The sequence below is a fragment of the Fusobacterium sp. DD2 genome (assembly GCF_018205345.1).
In the GTDB taxonomy this organism is placed as follows: Bacteria; Fusobacteriota; Fusobacteriia; order Fusobacteriales; family Fusobacteriaceae; genus Fusobacterium_A.
Window position 1 is genome coordinate 30,557 of record NZ_JADRHM010000010.1, and the last position, 15,968, is coordinate 46,524.

Genomic DNA, 15,968 nt, shown 5'->3' on the forward strand with positions numbered 1-15,968 from the left:
ACTGTAAAGTATATGGGGGGATGTTATGGATTTTAATATTGATATGAACTACGTCTTGGATATGGCAGTTGAACTAATAAATATTCCAAGTCCAGTAGGGTACACTCATGAAGCAATTGAAAGAATTGGTGAAGAATTTTGCCAGCTAGGAGTAAAAAATTGTACATTAACACGTAAAGGAGCATTAATTGCTTATATCGAAGGTGAAAATAACGATTATAAGAAAATGATTTCTGCTCACGTTGATACAATTGGTGCAATGGTAAAAAGAATAAAACCAAATGGTAGACTTGAAATGGTAAACTTAGGTGGAGTAAACTGGGCTGGAGTAGAACATGAAAATGTACTAGTTCATACTATGGATGGCCAAGATATAGAAGGGACAATTGTTCCAATAAAAAGCTCTGTTCATATTTATGGAGATGAAGCTAGAGATTTACCAAGAAATCTTAAAACAATGGAAATTAGACTTGATGAAGATGTTAAGTCAAAAGAAGATGTTGAAAAGCTTGGCGTTAGAGTTGGTGACTTTGTTTCTTTTGAACCACGTACTGTTATTACCGAAACTGGATATATAAAATCTCGTTTTATTGATGATAAAATGTGTATTGCTCAAGTATTAGGATATTTAAAATATCTCAAAGATAATAATCTGAAACCAAAAAATGGTTTATATGTTTATATATCTAACTATGAAGAAATAGGACATGGAATATCAGTTATGCCAGAAGATATGGATGAATTTATAGCACTTGATATTGGTTTAGTTGGAGATGAAGCTTTAGGTGATGAAAGAAAAGTAAGCATCACAGCTAAAGATAATAAAACTCCTTATGATGTAGAAGTTAGAATGGGACTTATTGAAGCAGCTGAAATGAATGATATTCAATATACAGTTGATGTATATAATAGATATGGTTCAGATTCAAGTGCAGCAGTAGTTCAAGGATTTGATTTTAAATGTGGATGTATTGGTCCTAGTGTAGAAGCTTCTCACTCTTATGAAAGAACTCATATTGATGGAGTAAGAGAGACTATAAAACTTCTAATAGCTTATCTATAATAGCAATAAAAACCAGTAAAATATTACCTTAGTGCAGTTATATATTTTAACTGCACTTTTTTTTACGGATAAATTTGTGAAATAAAATATTTATTTTGTACATAAATTTTTGTATCTAGAACTAATATATGATATAATATTCCTAAAAAGATTGGAGTATTGGAAATGAAAGACAAATTTTGGAACGAATGGTTTAAATTTGTATTAATGCTTTTAGGAATTGTTTTTTTATGGGTTTTTATTATATTTATATGTGACAAAGTATTTCATAAGTCTTTTGAACAACTAAAATATATACACTATTTCATATTTTTTGCAATGTTAATGAAAGCTAAAAACTTATTCTTAAAAAGGATAAATAAAGAGGAAAAAACAGATGAAAAAATTGAAAACAACGAGAAAAATTAGAAGTAATAAATATGGAGGAGAAAGGGATTTATGAGTAGAAGAGAAGAGTTTTACAAAAATCAAATGATCAATGGACTGATCTATATAAGTGGAGAAGACAAGCCTTTCTCTGGAGTTCTTATTTATAGATATCCAAATGGAGATATAAGGGAAACTGAAACTTATGTTGATGGAATAAAAGAGGGAACAGATGAAAAGTTCTATGAAAATGGACAGCTTAAAGAAACTACAGAGTTTATAGATGGAAGACTTTGTGGTGACTGTATCCAGTTTTACGAAAATGGAATGATGAAAGAGTCGATGGTATTTAAAGATGATCGTCTTAATGGTGAATGGATAAAATACTATGAAGATGGAGCAATTAAAACCAGGGGATACTTCTTTGAAGGAAAACTAAATGGAAAGAAAATCAACTACTTTCCAGATGGTAGCATAAAAGAGATTGTTTCATTTAAAGATAACATTCTACATGGGGAGTACATTTCTTACTATGAAAATGGCGAAGTCAAAGTAAATGAAACCTTTGTAAATGGTCTTCTTGAAGGAGAAGCAGTTTATTACTATGAAAATGGTGAGGTAAAAATCCGTGAGGAATACAGAAACCAAACTAAGAATGGTAAATTTGTAAGATACTATGAAAATGGAATTGTAAATGCAATTGGAAACTTCAAAGAGGGAAAAATGAATGGAGACTGGAGCATGTTCTATGAGAATGGAAAACTCCTTGGTACTGTGTCATTTAAAAATGGTAAGGTAAAAAAAGAAGATTAAAATATATACAAGGGATGGCACTGTCATCCTTTTGTTATTTGATTAGGAGGATAGATGAAGAAAATTTTGTTTTTAATAACAGCAGTGTTATTAATAGGATGCTCTTCTAATGATATCAAAAAAGAACGAGAAGAGATTCTTAGTGATAAGGAAAAAGTTACTGCTAACATTTTAAAACCTGACAAAGTTTTAACTCTTGATGAAGCTATCAAAATTGGAGTAGACAGAAATCTGGATTTAAAAACTAAAGAGATTGAAAGAGAGATTGCAAAATATGATAAGAGAATTGCCTTTGGTAATTTCTTACCAAAATTATCTGTAACTTACTCAAGAACTCTTTTCAATGAACAATTAAGAGCTAAGGCGTTGGATACAGGATTGGAAGATATTCCAAAACAGATTGCTAAAAACCCTGCATTGGCAAGAAATCCCTATATCGCAGGAATGGCAGGAATGTTCCCAACATCTTTAGAAGCAAGACTTTTAGATAAAGATTTTGCTATGTTTGGAGTAAATGCTCAATTGCCTATATTTGTTCCATCTACGTGGTTCTTATATAGTGCAAAGTCTAAAGGAGAAAATATCTCTGTACTTACAAGAGATCTTACAGAAAAGATGATTAAGCTGCAGACAATTGGAAAATACTACCATGTCCTTGCACTTGAAAGTGAAAATGATTTCTTGAAAAGAGAGGTTGAAGCAACAGAACAGTTAAAACACAATGCTGACCTTGGACTCAAGACGGGAAGTATTCTACCTTGGGAAAATAAACGTGTAGAAGTTTTCAATGAAGTAAAAAAACACGCATTGAAAGAAAATGAAAGAGACTTACAATTAGCTAAGATATCTCTTTTAAATACATTGGATCTATATCCATTTGCTGATATAAAACTTCAAATGCCAAAATTTGATGAAAAAGAAGATATCACATTAGATGCTGCTATATATGAAGCACTTGAAAATAGCGATATGTTAAAAATAAGAGAAGAGGGACAAAAGATAAGTAAGGATGTCAAAAAGATAGCTATTACTAATTTTCTCCCTAAAATAATGATTACAGGAGGATATGTAAATACAAATGCAGAAGCACTTGTAAATCAGAACTTCTTTATGGGAACTATAGGTGGAATATTCAGTATATTCAACGGTTTCCAAAATGTCAATGAGTATAAGATAGCAAGAGAGAAAGAGAAGATAGCTTATATTAAAAAAGAGCAGGAAATGGTTAAGATTATATATGAAACTGTCAATGCATATAACCAGATGGGTTCTGCAAAAGAGGAAAAAAATATAGCTGATCACAACTTTGAAGCTATGGAAGGTATGATCAATCAGAAAAAACTTGAAAGAGAAACAGGAACAATTGATGATTGGGAATATATCCAGACACTTGCTGACTTTGAAAAAGCACTTAGCTTAAAAGAAAAAGCAGACTTGAAATATAGAATGGCTTGTGCAACACTTGATATGTTAATGGGAAAATCAATATTTACTAAAGGAGACAACGGTAATGAGAAAAAATAGATTAAAAGTTATGACAATAATTGTACTTGGAATGCTTCTTTTAGGATGTAAGCAAAAAGAATTTAAAGAAGAGATTATAAGACCAGTTGTGGTATTGGATCTAGCTAAAGAACAACAGATGCATGATATCAACTTCCCTGGAATAGTTGTAGCTGATAATGATACAACCCTTGCATTTAAAATTCCTGGAAGTATTTCTAAAATCAACGTATTACCAGGTGACTTTGTTAAAAAGGGAGATATAATTGCTACTTTAGATACTAGTGATTATAATGTAAATCTGGAAGCTAATAGAAAACAATATGATGCAGCAAAAGCTGGCTATGAAAATATGGCAGCACAATATAAAAGAGCTGTAATTCTTCATGATGGAAAAGCTATGTCAGATAAAAACTTTGATATAGTTACTGCTCAATATAAAGCATCTAAAGCTACTTTAAAAGCTGCAGAACAAGGTGTTAAAAACGCAATGAACAGAGTAGAAGATACAAAACTTAGAGCACCTTATGATGGATATATTGGTAAAAAGATTATGGATGAGGGAAGCGTTGTAACAGCTGCTGGACCAGTTGTAACAATTGTTTCTCAGGAGATGCCTAGAGTTGATATAAATATAGCTGGTAAAGATATTGATACAATTCAAAAAGCAGAATCATTTACATTTAGAACAGCTAATAAGACTTATATATTAAAACTTGCAAAAGTTGGTAAAAATACAGATCTTTTAAAACTAACATATCCAGTTACATTTGATTTTATAGACAGTGCTGCAAAGGATCTTATAATCGGAACTACTGGAACTGTAGTAGCTAACATTGCAAATGAAAATCATAAAGAGATTACAGTACCTTTAACTGCTCTATTTGAAAAAGATGGAAGTAATGTTTACCTTTACAATGATGGTGTAGTAAAAGCTCAAAAGGTTGAGTTAGGAGCACTAAAATCAAATGGAAATATAACAATTACAAAAGGATTAAATAGAACAGATAAAGTTATAATAGCAGGAGTTCATACAGTGACTGAAGGAGAAAAGGTTAAAGTTATCCAACAGCCTTCAGAAACTAATGTTGGTGGAGTACTTTAGGAGGTTATAAATGAGCATAATTGATTATTCAATAAAGAATCGTGTTGTAACTCTATTCTTCACTGTTATTATACTTGTTGGAGGAATAATATCTTACTTCAAAGTTGGAAAACTTGAAGACCCAGAATTTAAAGTTAAAGAGGCAATTGTCCTTACTGTTTACCCTGGGGCAACTCCTCATGAGGTAGAGTTAGAAGTTACTGATGCTGTTGAAAATGCTTTACAAAAGATTCCAAATGTAGAATATATTGAAAGCGTTTCAAAGGCAAATTTTTCAGAGGTTAAAATTAAACTTAGTGAATCATTGAAAAATGAAGAGATAGATCAATATTGGGATAATGTAAGAAAGAAGATAAACGATATTAAAGGATCACTACCTAGTGGTACTATGGCTCCAATGGTCTTAGATGACTATGGGGATGTATATGGAATGTTTTTGGCAGTTACAAGTGATGGATACTCTAAAAAAGAGCTGGATAAATATGTTTCATATATTCGTAGAGAACTGCAATCTATCCACGGTGTATCAAAAACTACAGTAGTTGGGAAAAACGAATCAGCAATAGAAGTAGTTATTGATAGAAATAAGATGGCAACTTATGGTTTAAATGACAAGATGATAATGGCATCATTTATTGGTCAGGCATTACCTGCTTATACACCATCTCTTAATCAGGGTAGCCAGTATATAAGAGTTAACATTGAAAATAAATTTAAATCAATAGAGGATTTAGAGAACTTTGTTATTTTCTCCAAACCTGGAAAAAATGGACAAATTGTTGTAAGAGTAAAAGATATTGCAAAAGTTCAGGAGACATATGTTACTCCAGTAAGAACTATGATGAGATATAATACAAGAGACGCAATAGGACTTATGCTTTCACCTGAAAAAGGGACTAACGTAATTCATACTGGTAAAGCAATAGATGCTAAATTAGAGGAGTTAAAAGCTCATCTTCCTGCTGGTATAGAAGTTGAAAAAGTATACTATCAGCCAGACCTTGTATCAACAGCTATAGGAGTCTTTGTACAAAACTTAATTGCATCAGTAGTAGTTGTTGTTGGAATACTTCTATTTACAATGGGAATGAGAACAGGTCTTATTATAGGAAGTGGACTTATATTTTCAATCTTAGGAACTATAATATTTATGCTTGCAGTAAATATAGATATGCAAAGAGTTTCATTGGGATCTTTTATTGTTGCAATGGGAATGCTAGTTGATAACTCCATAGTTATAGCAGATGGTATTCTGGTTGGTTTTGAGAATAATGAAGATAGGTTCACGGCACTTACTAAAACAGCTAAGAAAACGGCAATACCATTACTTGGAGCTACATCAATTGCAATTATTGCCTTCTTACCAATGTATCTAATGCCAACAGATGCTGGATCATATGTATCAAGTCTATTCTGGATAATGGCTATATCATTGGGATTAAGTTGGGTTCTTGCACTTACTCAGACACCAGTATTCTGTGATATGTATCTGAAAGTAGATACATCTAAAAAGCCAAGTGGTAGAAAAGAGAAATTTTATAAGAAATGTCGTGCTTTTCTAGTTAAAGTACTTGCACATAGAACTTTCTCACTGGGAGTAATAATAGGAGCATTTGTTATTTCAATGTTACTATTCTTTAGATTACCTTTGACATTCTTCCCAGATTCAGATAAAAAGGGATTCCTTTTAAATGTATGGACTCCTGTGGGAACTACACTTGAAGGTACATCAAATGTAAGTAAAATTCTTGAAAAAGAGATATTAAAAGATAAAGATGTTATAAATGTTACTGCATCAGTTGGGGCATCACCAGCTCGTTACTATGTAGCAACTATACCAGAGCTTCCAAATGAATCATTATCTCAGCTTATAATAACAGTTAAAGAGCTGGATAGTATAGATAGAATTGGAGATCACATTAAAAAATATACAGCAGAAAATATACCAGATGTAAAAGTGGAACTTAGAAAATATGTAAATGGTATTCCTACTAAGTATCCAATTGAGCTTAGAATATTAGGACCTGACCCAGCAGTGCTAAGAGATCTTTCTGAAAAAGTAATGGATCTTGTAAAAACAGTAGATGGTACTACAGATATTCAAACTGACTGGAAAAATAAAGTTCTTACTTGGACACCTGAGATTTCACAACAAAATCAAAAGAAAAATCTCATTACACCATTTGACGTAGCTAACTCATTTAGTAGAGCTACTTCAGGATTTACAATTGGTAAATTTATGGATGGAACAAATCAGTTACCAATACTTTTAAAAGAGAATGTTGGAGAACAGGATCTTGATATGAACAGTGTTGGACAACTTCCTGTATGGGGTATGGGACCTCATAGCATACCTCTAAATCAATTTGTATCAAATAATAAACTTCAATGGGAAAACCCAGAGATATGGAGAAGAAATGGAGTTAGAGCTATTAAGGTTCAGTGTGATACAGATGGACAAAGAACACCAGAAAGTATAAGAAGAGATATAGATAAACAGCTTAAAAATATAGAATTCCCTGACAAATACACTTATGAGTGGAGTGGAGAATACTATGAGCAACATAAAAACATTGCAGCAGTACTACAATCAGTACCACTACAAAGTATCCTTATGTTTGCTATATGTGTACTTCTTTTTGCAAGTTTAAAAGATCCAATTATCATATTTGCAATACTTCCACTATCATTTATAGGTATTGTTCCAGGATTATTTATAACTGGTAGATCATTTGGTTTCATGTCAATTATAGGAGCAATAAGCTTATCAGGAATGATGATTAAAAACTCCATAGTATTGATTGATGAGATAAAATATGAGATAAATGTAGAGAAGAAGGACCCATATATAGCAGTTCTGGATTCTGCAGTAAGTAGAATAAGACCAGTAAGTATGACATCTGCAACAACAATATTTGGAATGCTTCCTCTTATATTTGACCCATTGTATGGAGATATGGCTATTACAATAATATTTGGTCTTACATCATCAACTATATTGACACTATTTGTTGTACCGCTTCTATATGCAATGTTCTATAAGATTCATCCAAAAGATAATAGTGATGAACAGGTAACAGTTGAACAGATTCAATAAAAATAATTAAGGTAGTCTTTAAGGCTACCTTTTTTATATTGTATAAAGAATAATCAATATATGAGAAGTAAATTAGCAAAATTGTTTAATTTATGAAATGAATGTTAAATATTCATTGACATTCCTCCCATATTGTGATAATATATTCTCGTAGAACAATGACAGTTTGTTTCTAATACCCATAGTTCACGGAGAGTGAACAAAACCCATATGACCCTAACTTACCCAGGTTAGGGTTTCCCTATTTTTTGGAGAAAATAACAATTTTTTGGATAAGAAATGATCATAAAAATAGCAAAAAAGAAAGTGTTTAATTATACTTAACGACTTTTTTTGTTTTTATATTAGTAAAAAAAATCAAATCATGTTAGAATGATGTAATCATAATGTAAAAATTTTAATGGAGGATTTCAATGGCCGTTTATACAGATTTAAATGCTAAAGATATAGAGCTGATACTTAATAACTATAATCTTGAGCTTATAGAATATCATAAGATAAAGAATGGTATATTAAATACCAATTACTTTATAAAAACGGACAGGGGAAAGTTTGTTCTTCGTGTATTTGAAGGGGGTAGAAAATTTGAAGAGGAAAATCTTGAACTTGATTTTCTACTTGATTTAAACAGTGTTTTACCATGTTGTCTACCTCTAAAAACTGTCACTGGAGAAAATTATGTAGTATGTAATGACAAGATGGTAGCACTTTTTCATTTTATACATGGGGATCCAATTAAAAGAGTTGATGAAGAGGTTATTAAAGAGATTGCTAAATATATAGGAATGTTACATAACTATTCAATCAATAAAAAGCTCAATAGAAAATCAAGAATAGATATGGATTTTTACTATAACAATATATATTTTGAAAATAACAACATACCTGAAGAAGATAAAAAGAAAATATTATCAGCTTATGAAAAGGTTAAACATATTGATTTTTCAAGACTTCCAAGTGGAATAATCCACAATGATATTTTTCCTGATAATGTTTTTATTGATAATAATAAAATAGTTGGAATATTGGACTTTAACGAATCTCAAACTGGACCTTTTATAATGGATCTGGCAATTATAATAAATTATTGGATTAGAATTAACAGATTTCCAAAGGAAAAGGAAGATAGGTTTATAAACCTTCTATTAGATGAATATCAAAAAGAAAGACCTCTTACCAAGGAAGAGATGGAACTTTTAAAATATGCAAATTTAAAGATGGCAGTTACATTTATTCTTTTAAGATTATATAAATTTAACTATGAAAATCTCAATGATATTTTGATTGAAGAAAAGAACTATACTCAACTTATGCCACTTTTAGAAAAATAATTATTGAATATAATAAGATAGGGGTTGTTGCAAATTTGTAAAAGATAAAATCCTCTAAGCTATCAATAGTTTCTATTTATTTTGCTCACAGAAAGAAAATTTGAAACTCACTTCGTTCAAACAGTCAAATTTTCAGTATTCTGTTTCACTGCATAAATAACAAAACTATTTCTAATGCCGAGAATTTTACTTTTACAGTTTTATAAATGCAACAGCCCCTTTTATATTCTAAATTATTTTTTATAAACTATCTCTCCGTTAATCAGAGTATATTCAACAGAGGACATAATATCAAGTGGTTCACCTGACCAGATAACTATATCTGCATCTTTTCCAACTTCTATAGAACCTACTTTATCATCTATTCCTAGGATTTCAGCAGGATTAATAGTAATTGCCTTATATGCTTCAAACTTATCCATTCCCTCTTTAACAGCTAGTGCTGCACATATTGGAAGGTGTTGCAATGGGATTACAGGACTATCAGTAGTAATAGAGATTTTAATTCCTGCCCTGTTCAACTCACCAGCAGTTTTAAAAGATTTATTTACAAGTTCCACTTTTGTTCTGTGGCCTAAGCTAGGTCCTACAATCATATCAAATTTTTCCTTAGCTAACTCATCTATAACTGCTCTTGCATCTGTTGAGTGATCAAGTGTCATTTTAACATTAAACTCTTTAGCAATACGAATTGCAGTAAAAATATCACTTGCTTTATGAGCATGTGCCTTTAATGGTATTTCTCTTTTTAATACTGGTATAAGAGCCTCATAGCTCAAATTAAATGGTGGAAGCTTATAAATATTATCTCCAGCTGCTTCCTTTTTCATCATATATTCTTTAGCTTTGTAAAGAGTATCTCTAAGTGAGCTTGCTATTGCCATTCTTGTAGTAGGTTTTTCTCCTCTCTCTCCGTAAAAACGTTTTGGATTTTCTCCAAATGCGCATTTCATAGCAATAGGTTCTTTAATTATCATATTATCAATTCTTTTACCATAAGTTTTAATTGCTGCAAACTGTCCACCTAAAATATTTCCACTTCCTGGTCCTGTTGCAACAGATGTTACTCCACCTTGATAAGCTTCTTCAAATACTTTATCCATAGGATCTATTGCATCAATAGCACGTAGTTCGGGACAGATAGCTCCTGATCTTTCATTTAAATCATCATTTTCTTTTCCAACACTATCTCCAAGTAGTCCTAAATGACAGTGTGCCTCTACTAATCCAGGAGTAACTATCTTTCCAGAAGCATCGATTACAAGATCTCCATTTTCTCCTTTGATATTTTCACCAATCTCCTTAATTTTGCCCTTTTCAATGGCAATATCTCCTAATAAAAACTTAGAGTTTTTTACATCAAGGTATCTTCCACCTTTAATAATAATCATAATTTCTCCCCCCCTTGTGACGTTCTTATCACTATTGTATAACAAAATTCAAAAAAAATCTATAATAGTTGTTCAAATTCCCAATAAATGTGATATAATATAAATGTGGAGTGAAGGGCTAATATAAATTTTTTAGAAAAGCTATTTACAAAACTTGAATTAGATAGTATATTAAGTTAAAGGAAAAGGTTATCTTAATATAATTAAGGAGGATAGATAAGTATGACAAAAAAAGAATTTGTTGAGTTGTTTGCAAAGAATGGGGAAATGTCTAAAAAAGATGCTGAAAAACACATCAATTTATTTTTAGATTCTGTTCAAGAGGCATTAATAACTGACGGAGAAGTTGGATTTGTAGGTTGGGGAAAATGGGAAGTACAAGATAAAGCCGCAAGAAAAGTAAGAAACCCTCAAACTAAAAAAATGATGACTATTGAAGCTAGAAAAGTTGTTAAATTCAAACCTGGTAAATTATTATCAGAAAAAATTAAATAGTTTTCAGTAGCTAAGGGGAGACTTGATTATTCAAGTCTCTTTTTAACTTTCTGAAATAAAAAAATTATGGTATAATCCACTTAGAGGTGTTATATGAAAATCAATGTAAATAATCTTATTGTCTCTTTAAGTAAAAATCAGGATAAAGAGATTATGAGACAATTAAAAGAGAAGAAAATCGAAGCAAATAATATTAAATCTATTAAGTGGAATAAAAGATCCATTGATAGTAGAAAGAAAAATGATATAAAGTTTATCTATAACCTGGAAGTTGAGTTAAAAACTCCAATAGATGTAGATAAAATAAAAGACGTAACAAAGGTTAAGGAAAAAGAGAAAATAGAAAGAGTTCCCCTTCTAAAGAATAAAGAGGTAGCAGTAATTGGTGCTGGCCCAGCAGGGTTATTTGCAGCTCTAAGACTTGCAGAATATGGTTATATCCCATATGTATTTGAAAGAGGAGAAGATGTAGAGCATAGAGATGCTACTACTGATACTTTTATTAAGAAGAGTATTTTAAATCCAGATTCAAATATACAATTTGGTGAAGGTGGAGCTGGAACATATTCTGATGGAAAACTTAATACAAGAATTAAAAGTGAATATATAGAGAAGGTCTTTAATGAATTTGTAGAGTGTGGAGCACAGGAACAAATTCTATGGGATTATAAACCTCATATTGGAACTGATATTCTAAAGGTTGTAGTTAAAAACCTTCGTGAAAAGATTAAAACTCTGGGAGGTAAATTCTTCTTTAACCACAGACTGGAAAATATAGTTATAAAAGATGGCAAAATATCTCAAATTGAGGTTATTAGTGATAAAGGTATTAAAAACTTATACTCTTTTGATAGCGTTATCTTAGCTATTGGACATTCAGCAAGAGATACATATAGAATGCTGCATAAAAATGGAGTGCATATGGACAGTAAGCCTTTTGCTGTTGGAGCCAGAATTGAGCATCTAAGAGAAGATATAGATAAGATGCAATATGGTAAAAGTGCTAACAATCCTCTATTAGGGGCAGCTACATACAGTGTTACATATAACAATAGAGAGGAAAATCGTGGAGTATTTTCATTTTGTATGTGTCCAGGTGGGGTAATAGTAAATGCTGCATCTGAAGAGAAAACAAGTCTTGTAAATGGAATGAGTTATTCAACTCGTGATGGAAAGTTCTCTAACTCTGCTATAGTAGTTGGTATTAAGGAAAATGACTTTGGAAATGATCTTTTCTCTGGGATGGATTTCCAGGAAGAGCTTGAACATAAAACATATGAACTAGTTGGTAACTACGGAGCTCTATATCAAAATGTAATGGACTTTATGGGAAATAGAGTTACATCTCATGAGATAGAAAGCAGTTATGAAATGAAAAAGACTCCATATAATTTGAGAAACTTTTTCCCAGAAAAGATAACAGCTAATATGAATGCTGCATTTGAATACTGGTCAAGAAATTCTCTATTTATCTCAGATAGAGTAAACCTTATTGCCCCAGAAACAAGAACCTCTTCTCCTGTTAAGATAACAAGAGATATAAAAGGAATGTCTGTAAATATAGATGGCCTTTACCCAATAGGAGAGGGAGCAGGTTATGCAGGTGGAATTGTCAGTGCAGCTGTAGATGGATTAAAAGTAGTTGATTTATCTTTTACAGCTTTAAAATATTAAATATCTTATAGGAGGTTTTATTATGAATGAATTCAATGAAAATGGTTTTTTTACTTCTGATTTTAGCGTGGAAAGAACAAATAATTTTGTAAGAAAAGTTTTGTTAAACATGGTATTGGGGCTAATTATTACTGCAGTTGTACCTTTATATCTTGTATTTATTGATCCTGAGATGTTATATAGAACACAAATGTATTTTAAGCCAATTATAATTGGTCAGTTTGTTCTTGTTGCAGTTTTAAGTTTTGCTATTAACAAGATATCTTCAACAGTTGCAAGATTGCTTTTCTGTATATATGCAATAAGCAATGGAGTGGTTCTTTCAAGTATTACATTTATATTTTCTCCAATCAGTATCTTATATGCTCTTGCAATAACAATTATTATGTTTATAGTAACTGCAATATATGGATATACAACTAAAGAGGATTTGACTAAATATAGTGGATATCTAATGGCTGGACTTATTACAATTATAATTATATCTCTTATCAACTTTTTCTTTAAGGTATCTATGATTTACTGGGTAGTTACAATACTAGGAACTGTAATATTCTCAGCTCTTATAGCTTATGATATCAACCGTATTAAAAATCTTGCAATAAATGCTGGAAATATAGATGGTGAAACATTAGAAAAACTTGGAATATTTGGTGCTTTAAGCCTTTACTTAGATTTTATAAATCTATTTCTTTATATCTTAAGACTGACTTCAAGAAAAAAATAGGAGAATAGTGCTGATGAAATTAAAAACATTTATATGCTTTTTAATGTTAAGTTCTATTCTCACTGCTCATGAATATCAGAACAACCTGGGAGATATTCACAGTAGATTTATCCTATACAGAGGAGAAGAGCAGTTCAGAACAAATATAGTTGCACAGGAGTTAGAACTGGCAGGACAAAGCAATTCAAATCAATATATTGAATATGTAGGTAAAGCCTATGGAGAAAATGGTGATGATGCAGATTACACTAAGACTAAAAGTTTTTTACTAGGGACTAATAGTAATCTTGTAAAGCATCCAAATGTATTTGCTGGAATATCACTGGGACATATGAAATCAACTTTAAAAATTGATGATACTCATAATCTTATTAGATCCTATGGTTTTGATTATTTAATAGGATATAAGAAAGAGAATACAGTGTTTATTGGTAAACTTGGATATACTGAAACTAAAAATAATCTATTTAACCACAAATACAGAACTAAAAATTATGGTGTAGGTGGAGAGATAGGATATAACTATTTTGTTGATACTACAACTGTTCTATACCCATTTGCAGGAATTAATTATACTCAATATACTCTAAAAGGGCATAAAGGTATTAGTACTAATAATCAGGATATTTTTAGTGGATTAGTTGGTTTAAATATGATAAAAATATTTAATGATAAATTTATGATAACTGCAGGTATAGATTGGAATATGAATTTCAAAGATAGAAAATATCCAGTTACAGATTCAATAATGAAAACTATTGAAAAAAACTATGGACAGTTCCATATAAATGCAGGATACTTTATAGACCCTGATTTTCTATTTACTGTAGGTTATAGAAATCTTTTCAATAAGGATTACAACTATAAAGTTATATCTATTGGATTATCACATTACTTTTAAGAGCTTGGTTTCAAGCTCTTTTTTTATACTATTCTTTTTGAATCAACTTTATGGTATAATTACAGGGAAGGGGGATAATATAAGATGAGTGATAAAAAAATAAATAAATATATAGGTGCACATGTAAGTGTGCAGGGTGGACTTATAAATGCATTTAAAAATGCTGAAGAGATAGGAGCAAAGGCAATTGCTCTATTTACTAAAAATCAAAGAAGATGGGATGCAAAACCTCTTGAGGAGAAAGAGATAGAGGAGTTTAAAAAGGCAATGGGGGAATCAGGAATAACACCTGAATTTATACTTCCTCATAATAGTTATTTGCAAAATCTAGGAAATCCAGATCCAGAAAAAAGAGAGAAATCATATAACGCTTTTGTAGATGAAATGGAAAGATGCAACCAGTTAGGACTTAAATACTTAAATATGCACCCAGGAAGTCATTTAAGAGAGATAAGTGTTGATGAGTGTATAGATTTAATAGCTGATGCAATAAATAAGGCTATGAAAAAAGTTCCTAATGTAGTTGTAGTACTTGAAACAACAGCAGGACAGGGAAGCAATGTAGGAAGTAAATTTGAAGAGATTGCTAAAATTATAGATAAGATAGAGGATAAATCAAGAGTTGGTGTATGTATTGATACATGTCATATACTTGCTGCAGGATATGAGCTAAAAGATGAAGCTGGATATAATAAAACAATGGATGATTTTGAAAAGATAATTGGATTTAAATATCTAAGAGGAGTTCATCTAAATGACAGTAAATTTGATACAAATTCTAAAAAAGATAGACATGACAGTATTGGAAAAGGTGTCTTAGGTGAGGAGTTCTTTATTAGATTTATGAATGATCCAAGATTTGATAATATTCCAATTGTATTGGAAACAATTGACAGTAATATATGGAAAGAGGAAATAAACTATTTATATAGCCTAATTAGATAATCATATAAGGGGGAATTCAAATGGATTACATGACAAGAAGAAGTATCAGAAAGTACAAAGAGAAAGAAGTAGAAAAGGAGAAAATAGATGATCTTATAAAGTCTGGTTTAGTTGCTCCTACAGGAAGAAATAACCACTGCACAGAATTTGTTGTAGTTGATAACAAAGAGATTATTGAATATCTTTCAAATGTAAGAGCTGTTGGATCACAATTTTTAAAAGGTGCACCTTTAGTTATTGCTGTTTTAGGTAAAAAAGAAAAATCTACAACTTTAATTCCAGATTGCTCAATTGCAGCTTTTGCTATTCAAATGAGAGCTCATGAAATAGGTCTTGGAAGTTGCTGGGTACATATGCAAGATAGAAAATCAGCAGATGGACAGGATTCAGAAGAACTTGTAAAAGCAAAACTTAACATACCTGATGGATATATTGTTATGTGTCTATTAGGAATTGGATATCCAAATGAAGAAAAACCAGCTCACACTTTAAGTGAAATTGATTTTAATCGTGTATCTTATAATAACTTTAATAATAAATAAAAATATCAATTTTGG

At 30.9% G+C, this 15,968-nt stretch carries 14 protein-coding genes; 13 read left to right on the forward strand and 1 reads right to left on the reverse strand.

Features of this window, described 5'->3' with window-relative positions; translation table 11 throughout:
* The first annotated feature begins 25 nt into the window (after nt 1-25).
* The 7 genes from IX290_RS02785 to IX290_RS02815 all read left to right on the forward strand — a co-directional run bounded on the left by IX290_RS02785 (nt 26) and on the right by IX290_RS02815 (nt 9,278).
* Nucleotides 26-1,063, forward strand: coding sequence for a M42 family metallopeptidase (locus IX290_RS02785; protein ID WP_211491682.1), 1,038 nt, complete (start codon nt 26-28; stop codon nt 1,061-1,063).
* Between the two features lie 165 nt (nt 1,064-1,228).
* Nucleotides 1,229-1,471 carry a hypothetical protein gene (locus tag IX290_RS02790; RefSeq protein ID WP_211491683.1) on the forward strand — a complete coding sequence of 81 codons (243 nt, stop codon included), beginning with the start codon at nt 1,229-1,231 and terminating at the stop codon, nt 1,469-1,471.
* 30 nt (nt 1,472-1,501) lie between these two features.
* Complete coding sequence (locus IX290_RS02795; RefSeq protein WP_211491684.1) at nt 1,502-2,242, forward strand: toxin-antitoxin system YwqK family antitoxin; 741 nt, start codon at nt 1,502-1,504, stop codon at nt 2,240-2,242.
* Nucleotides 2,243-2,296: 54 nt separating this feature from the next.
* Nucleotides 2,297-3,766 (forward strand): TolC family protein, encoded by a 1,470-nt coding sequence (locus IX290_RS02800; RefSeq protein ID WP_211491685.1) that lies wholly within the window; start codon nt 2,297-2,299, stop codon nt 3,764-3,766.
* Nucleotides 3,753-4,850, forward strand: coding sequence for an efflux RND transporter periplasmic adaptor subunit (locus IX290_RS02805; protein WP_211491686.1), 1,098 nt, complete (start codon nt 3,753-3,755; stop codon nt 4,848-4,850). Before IX290_RS02800 ends, IX290_RS02805 begins: the two co-directional genes overlap by 14 nt.
* Nucleotides 4,851-4,860: 10 nt before the next feature.
* Nucleotides 4,861-7,947, forward strand: coding sequence for an efflux RND transporter permease subunit (locus tag IX290_RS02810; RefSeq protein WP_211491687.1), 3,087 nt, complete (start codon nt 4,861-4,863; stop codon nt 7,945-7,947).
* 413 nt (nt 7,948-8,360) lie between these two features.
* Entirely contained in the window at nt 8,361-9,278 is a 918-nt protein-coding gene (locus IX290_RS02815; protein ID WP_211491688.1) for a homoserine kinase, read from the forward strand.
* A 233-nt stretch (nt 9,279-9,511) separates the two neighbouring features.
* On the opposite strand, the gene IX290_RS02820 is transcribed toward IX290_RS02815, so the two are convergent.
* A complete protein-coding gene (locus IX290_RS02820) occupies nt 9,512-10,669 on the reverse strand; it encodes an amidohydrolase (protein WP_211491689.1) in 1,158 nt (385 codons plus the stop codon).
* A 222-nt stretch (nt 10,670-10,891) separates the two neighbouring features.
* Here IX290_RS02820 and IX290_RS02825 point away from each other — a divergent pair, with 222 nt between their 5' ends.
* The 6 genes from IX290_RS02825 to IX290_RS02850 all read left to right on the forward strand — a co-directional run bounded on the left by IX290_RS02825 (nt 10,892) and on the right by IX290_RS02850 (nt 15,953).
* A complete protein-coding gene (locus IX290_RS02825) occupies nt 10,892-11,164 on the forward strand; it encodes an HU family DNA-binding protein (RefSeq protein ID WP_211491690.1) in 273 nt (90 codons plus the stop codon).
* A gap of 93 nt (nt 11,165-11,257) precedes the next feature.
* Nucleotides 11,258-12,838, forward strand: coding sequence for an FAD-dependent protein (locus IX290_RS02830; RefSeq protein WP_211491691.1), 1,581 nt, complete (start codon nt 11,258-11,260; stop codon nt 12,836-12,838).
* Between the two features lie 22 nt (nt 12,839-12,860).
* A complete protein-coding gene (locus IX290_RS02835; RefSeq protein WP_211491692.1) occupies nt 12,861-13,565 on the forward strand; it encodes a Bax inhibitor-1/YccA family protein in 705 nt (234 codons plus the stop codon).
* Between the two features lie 13 nt (nt 13,566-13,578).
* Entirely contained in the window at nt 13,579-14,466 is an 888-nt protein-coding gene (locus tag IX290_RS02840; protein ID WP_211491693.1) for an autotransporter outer membrane beta-barrel domain-containing protein, read from the forward strand.
* A gap of 84 nt (nt 14,467-14,550) precedes the next feature.
* A complete protein-coding gene (gene nfo / locus IX290_RS02845; protein WP_211491694.1) occupies nt 14,551-15,411 on the forward strand; it encodes a deoxyribonuclease IV in 861 nt (286 codons plus the stop codon).
* 20 nt (nt 15,412-15,431) lie between these two features.
* Nucleotides 15,432-15,953: a nitroreductase family protein gene (locus tag IX290_RS02850; RefSeq protein ID WP_211491695.1), complete on the forward strand. Its 522-nt coding sequence runs from the start codon at nt 15,432-15,434 to the stop codon at nt 15,951-15,953.
* The last annotated feature ends 15 nt before the right edge of the window (nt 15,954-15,968 follow it).

Excerpts from the sequence above, each read along its gene's own strand:
- IX290_RS02850 (WP_211491695.1), top strand. The coding sequence starts at position 15,432 with ATGGATTACATGACAAGAAGAAGTATCAGAAAGTACAAAGAGAAAGAA.
- IX290_RS02790 (WP_211491683.1), top strand. The coding sequence starts at position 1,229 with ATGAAAGACAAATTTTGGAACGAATGGTTTAAATTTGTATTAATGCTT.
- IX290_RS02795 (WP_211491684.1), top strand. The coding sequence starts at position 1,502 with ATGAGTAGAAGAGAAGAGTTTTACAAAAATCAAATGATCAATGGACTG.
- IX290_RS02820 (WP_211491689.1), bottom strand. The coding sequence starts at position 10,669 with ATGATTATTATTAAAGGTGGAAGATACCTTGATGTAAAAAACTCTAAG.
- nfo (WP_211491694.1), top strand. The coding sequence starts at position 14,551 with ATGAGTGATAAAAAAATAAATAAATATATAGGTGCACATGTAAGTGTG.
- IX290_RS02815 (WP_211491688.1), top strand. The coding sequence starts at position 8,361 with ATGGCCGTTTATACAGATTTAAATGCTAAAGATATAGAGCTGATACTT.
- IX290_RS02810 (WP_211491687.1), top strand. The coding sequence starts at position 4,861 with ATGAGCATAATTGATTATTCAATAAAGAATCGTGTTGTAACTCTATTC.
- IX290_RS02785 (WP_211491682.1), top strand. The coding sequence starts at position 26 with ATGGATTTTAATATTGATATGAACTACGTCTTGGATATGGCAGTTGAA.
- IX290_RS02840 (WP_211491693.1), top strand. The coding sequence starts at position 13,579 with ATGAAATTAAAAACATTTATATGCTTTTTAATGTTAAGTTCTATTCTC.
- IX290_RS02805 (WP_211491686.1), top strand. The coding sequence starts at position 3,753 with ATGAGAAAAAATAGATTAAAAGTTATGACAATAATTGTACTTGGAATG.
- IX290_RS02825 (WP_211491690.1), top strand. The coding sequence starts at position 10,892 with ATGACAAAAAAAGAATTTGTTGAGTTGTTTGCAAAGAATGGGGAAATG.
- IX290_RS02835 (WP_211491692.1), top strand. The coding sequence starts at position 12,861 with ATGAATGAATTCAATGAAAATGGTTTTTTTACTTCTGATTTTAGCGTG.
- IX290_RS02800 (WP_211491685.1), top strand. The coding sequence starts at position 2,297 with ATGAAGAAAATTTTGTTTTTAATAACAGCAGTGTTATTAATAGGATGC.
- IX290_RS02830 (WP_211491691.1), top strand. The coding sequence starts at position 11,258 with ATGAAAATCAATGTAAATAATCTTATTGTCTCTTTAAGTAAAAATCAG.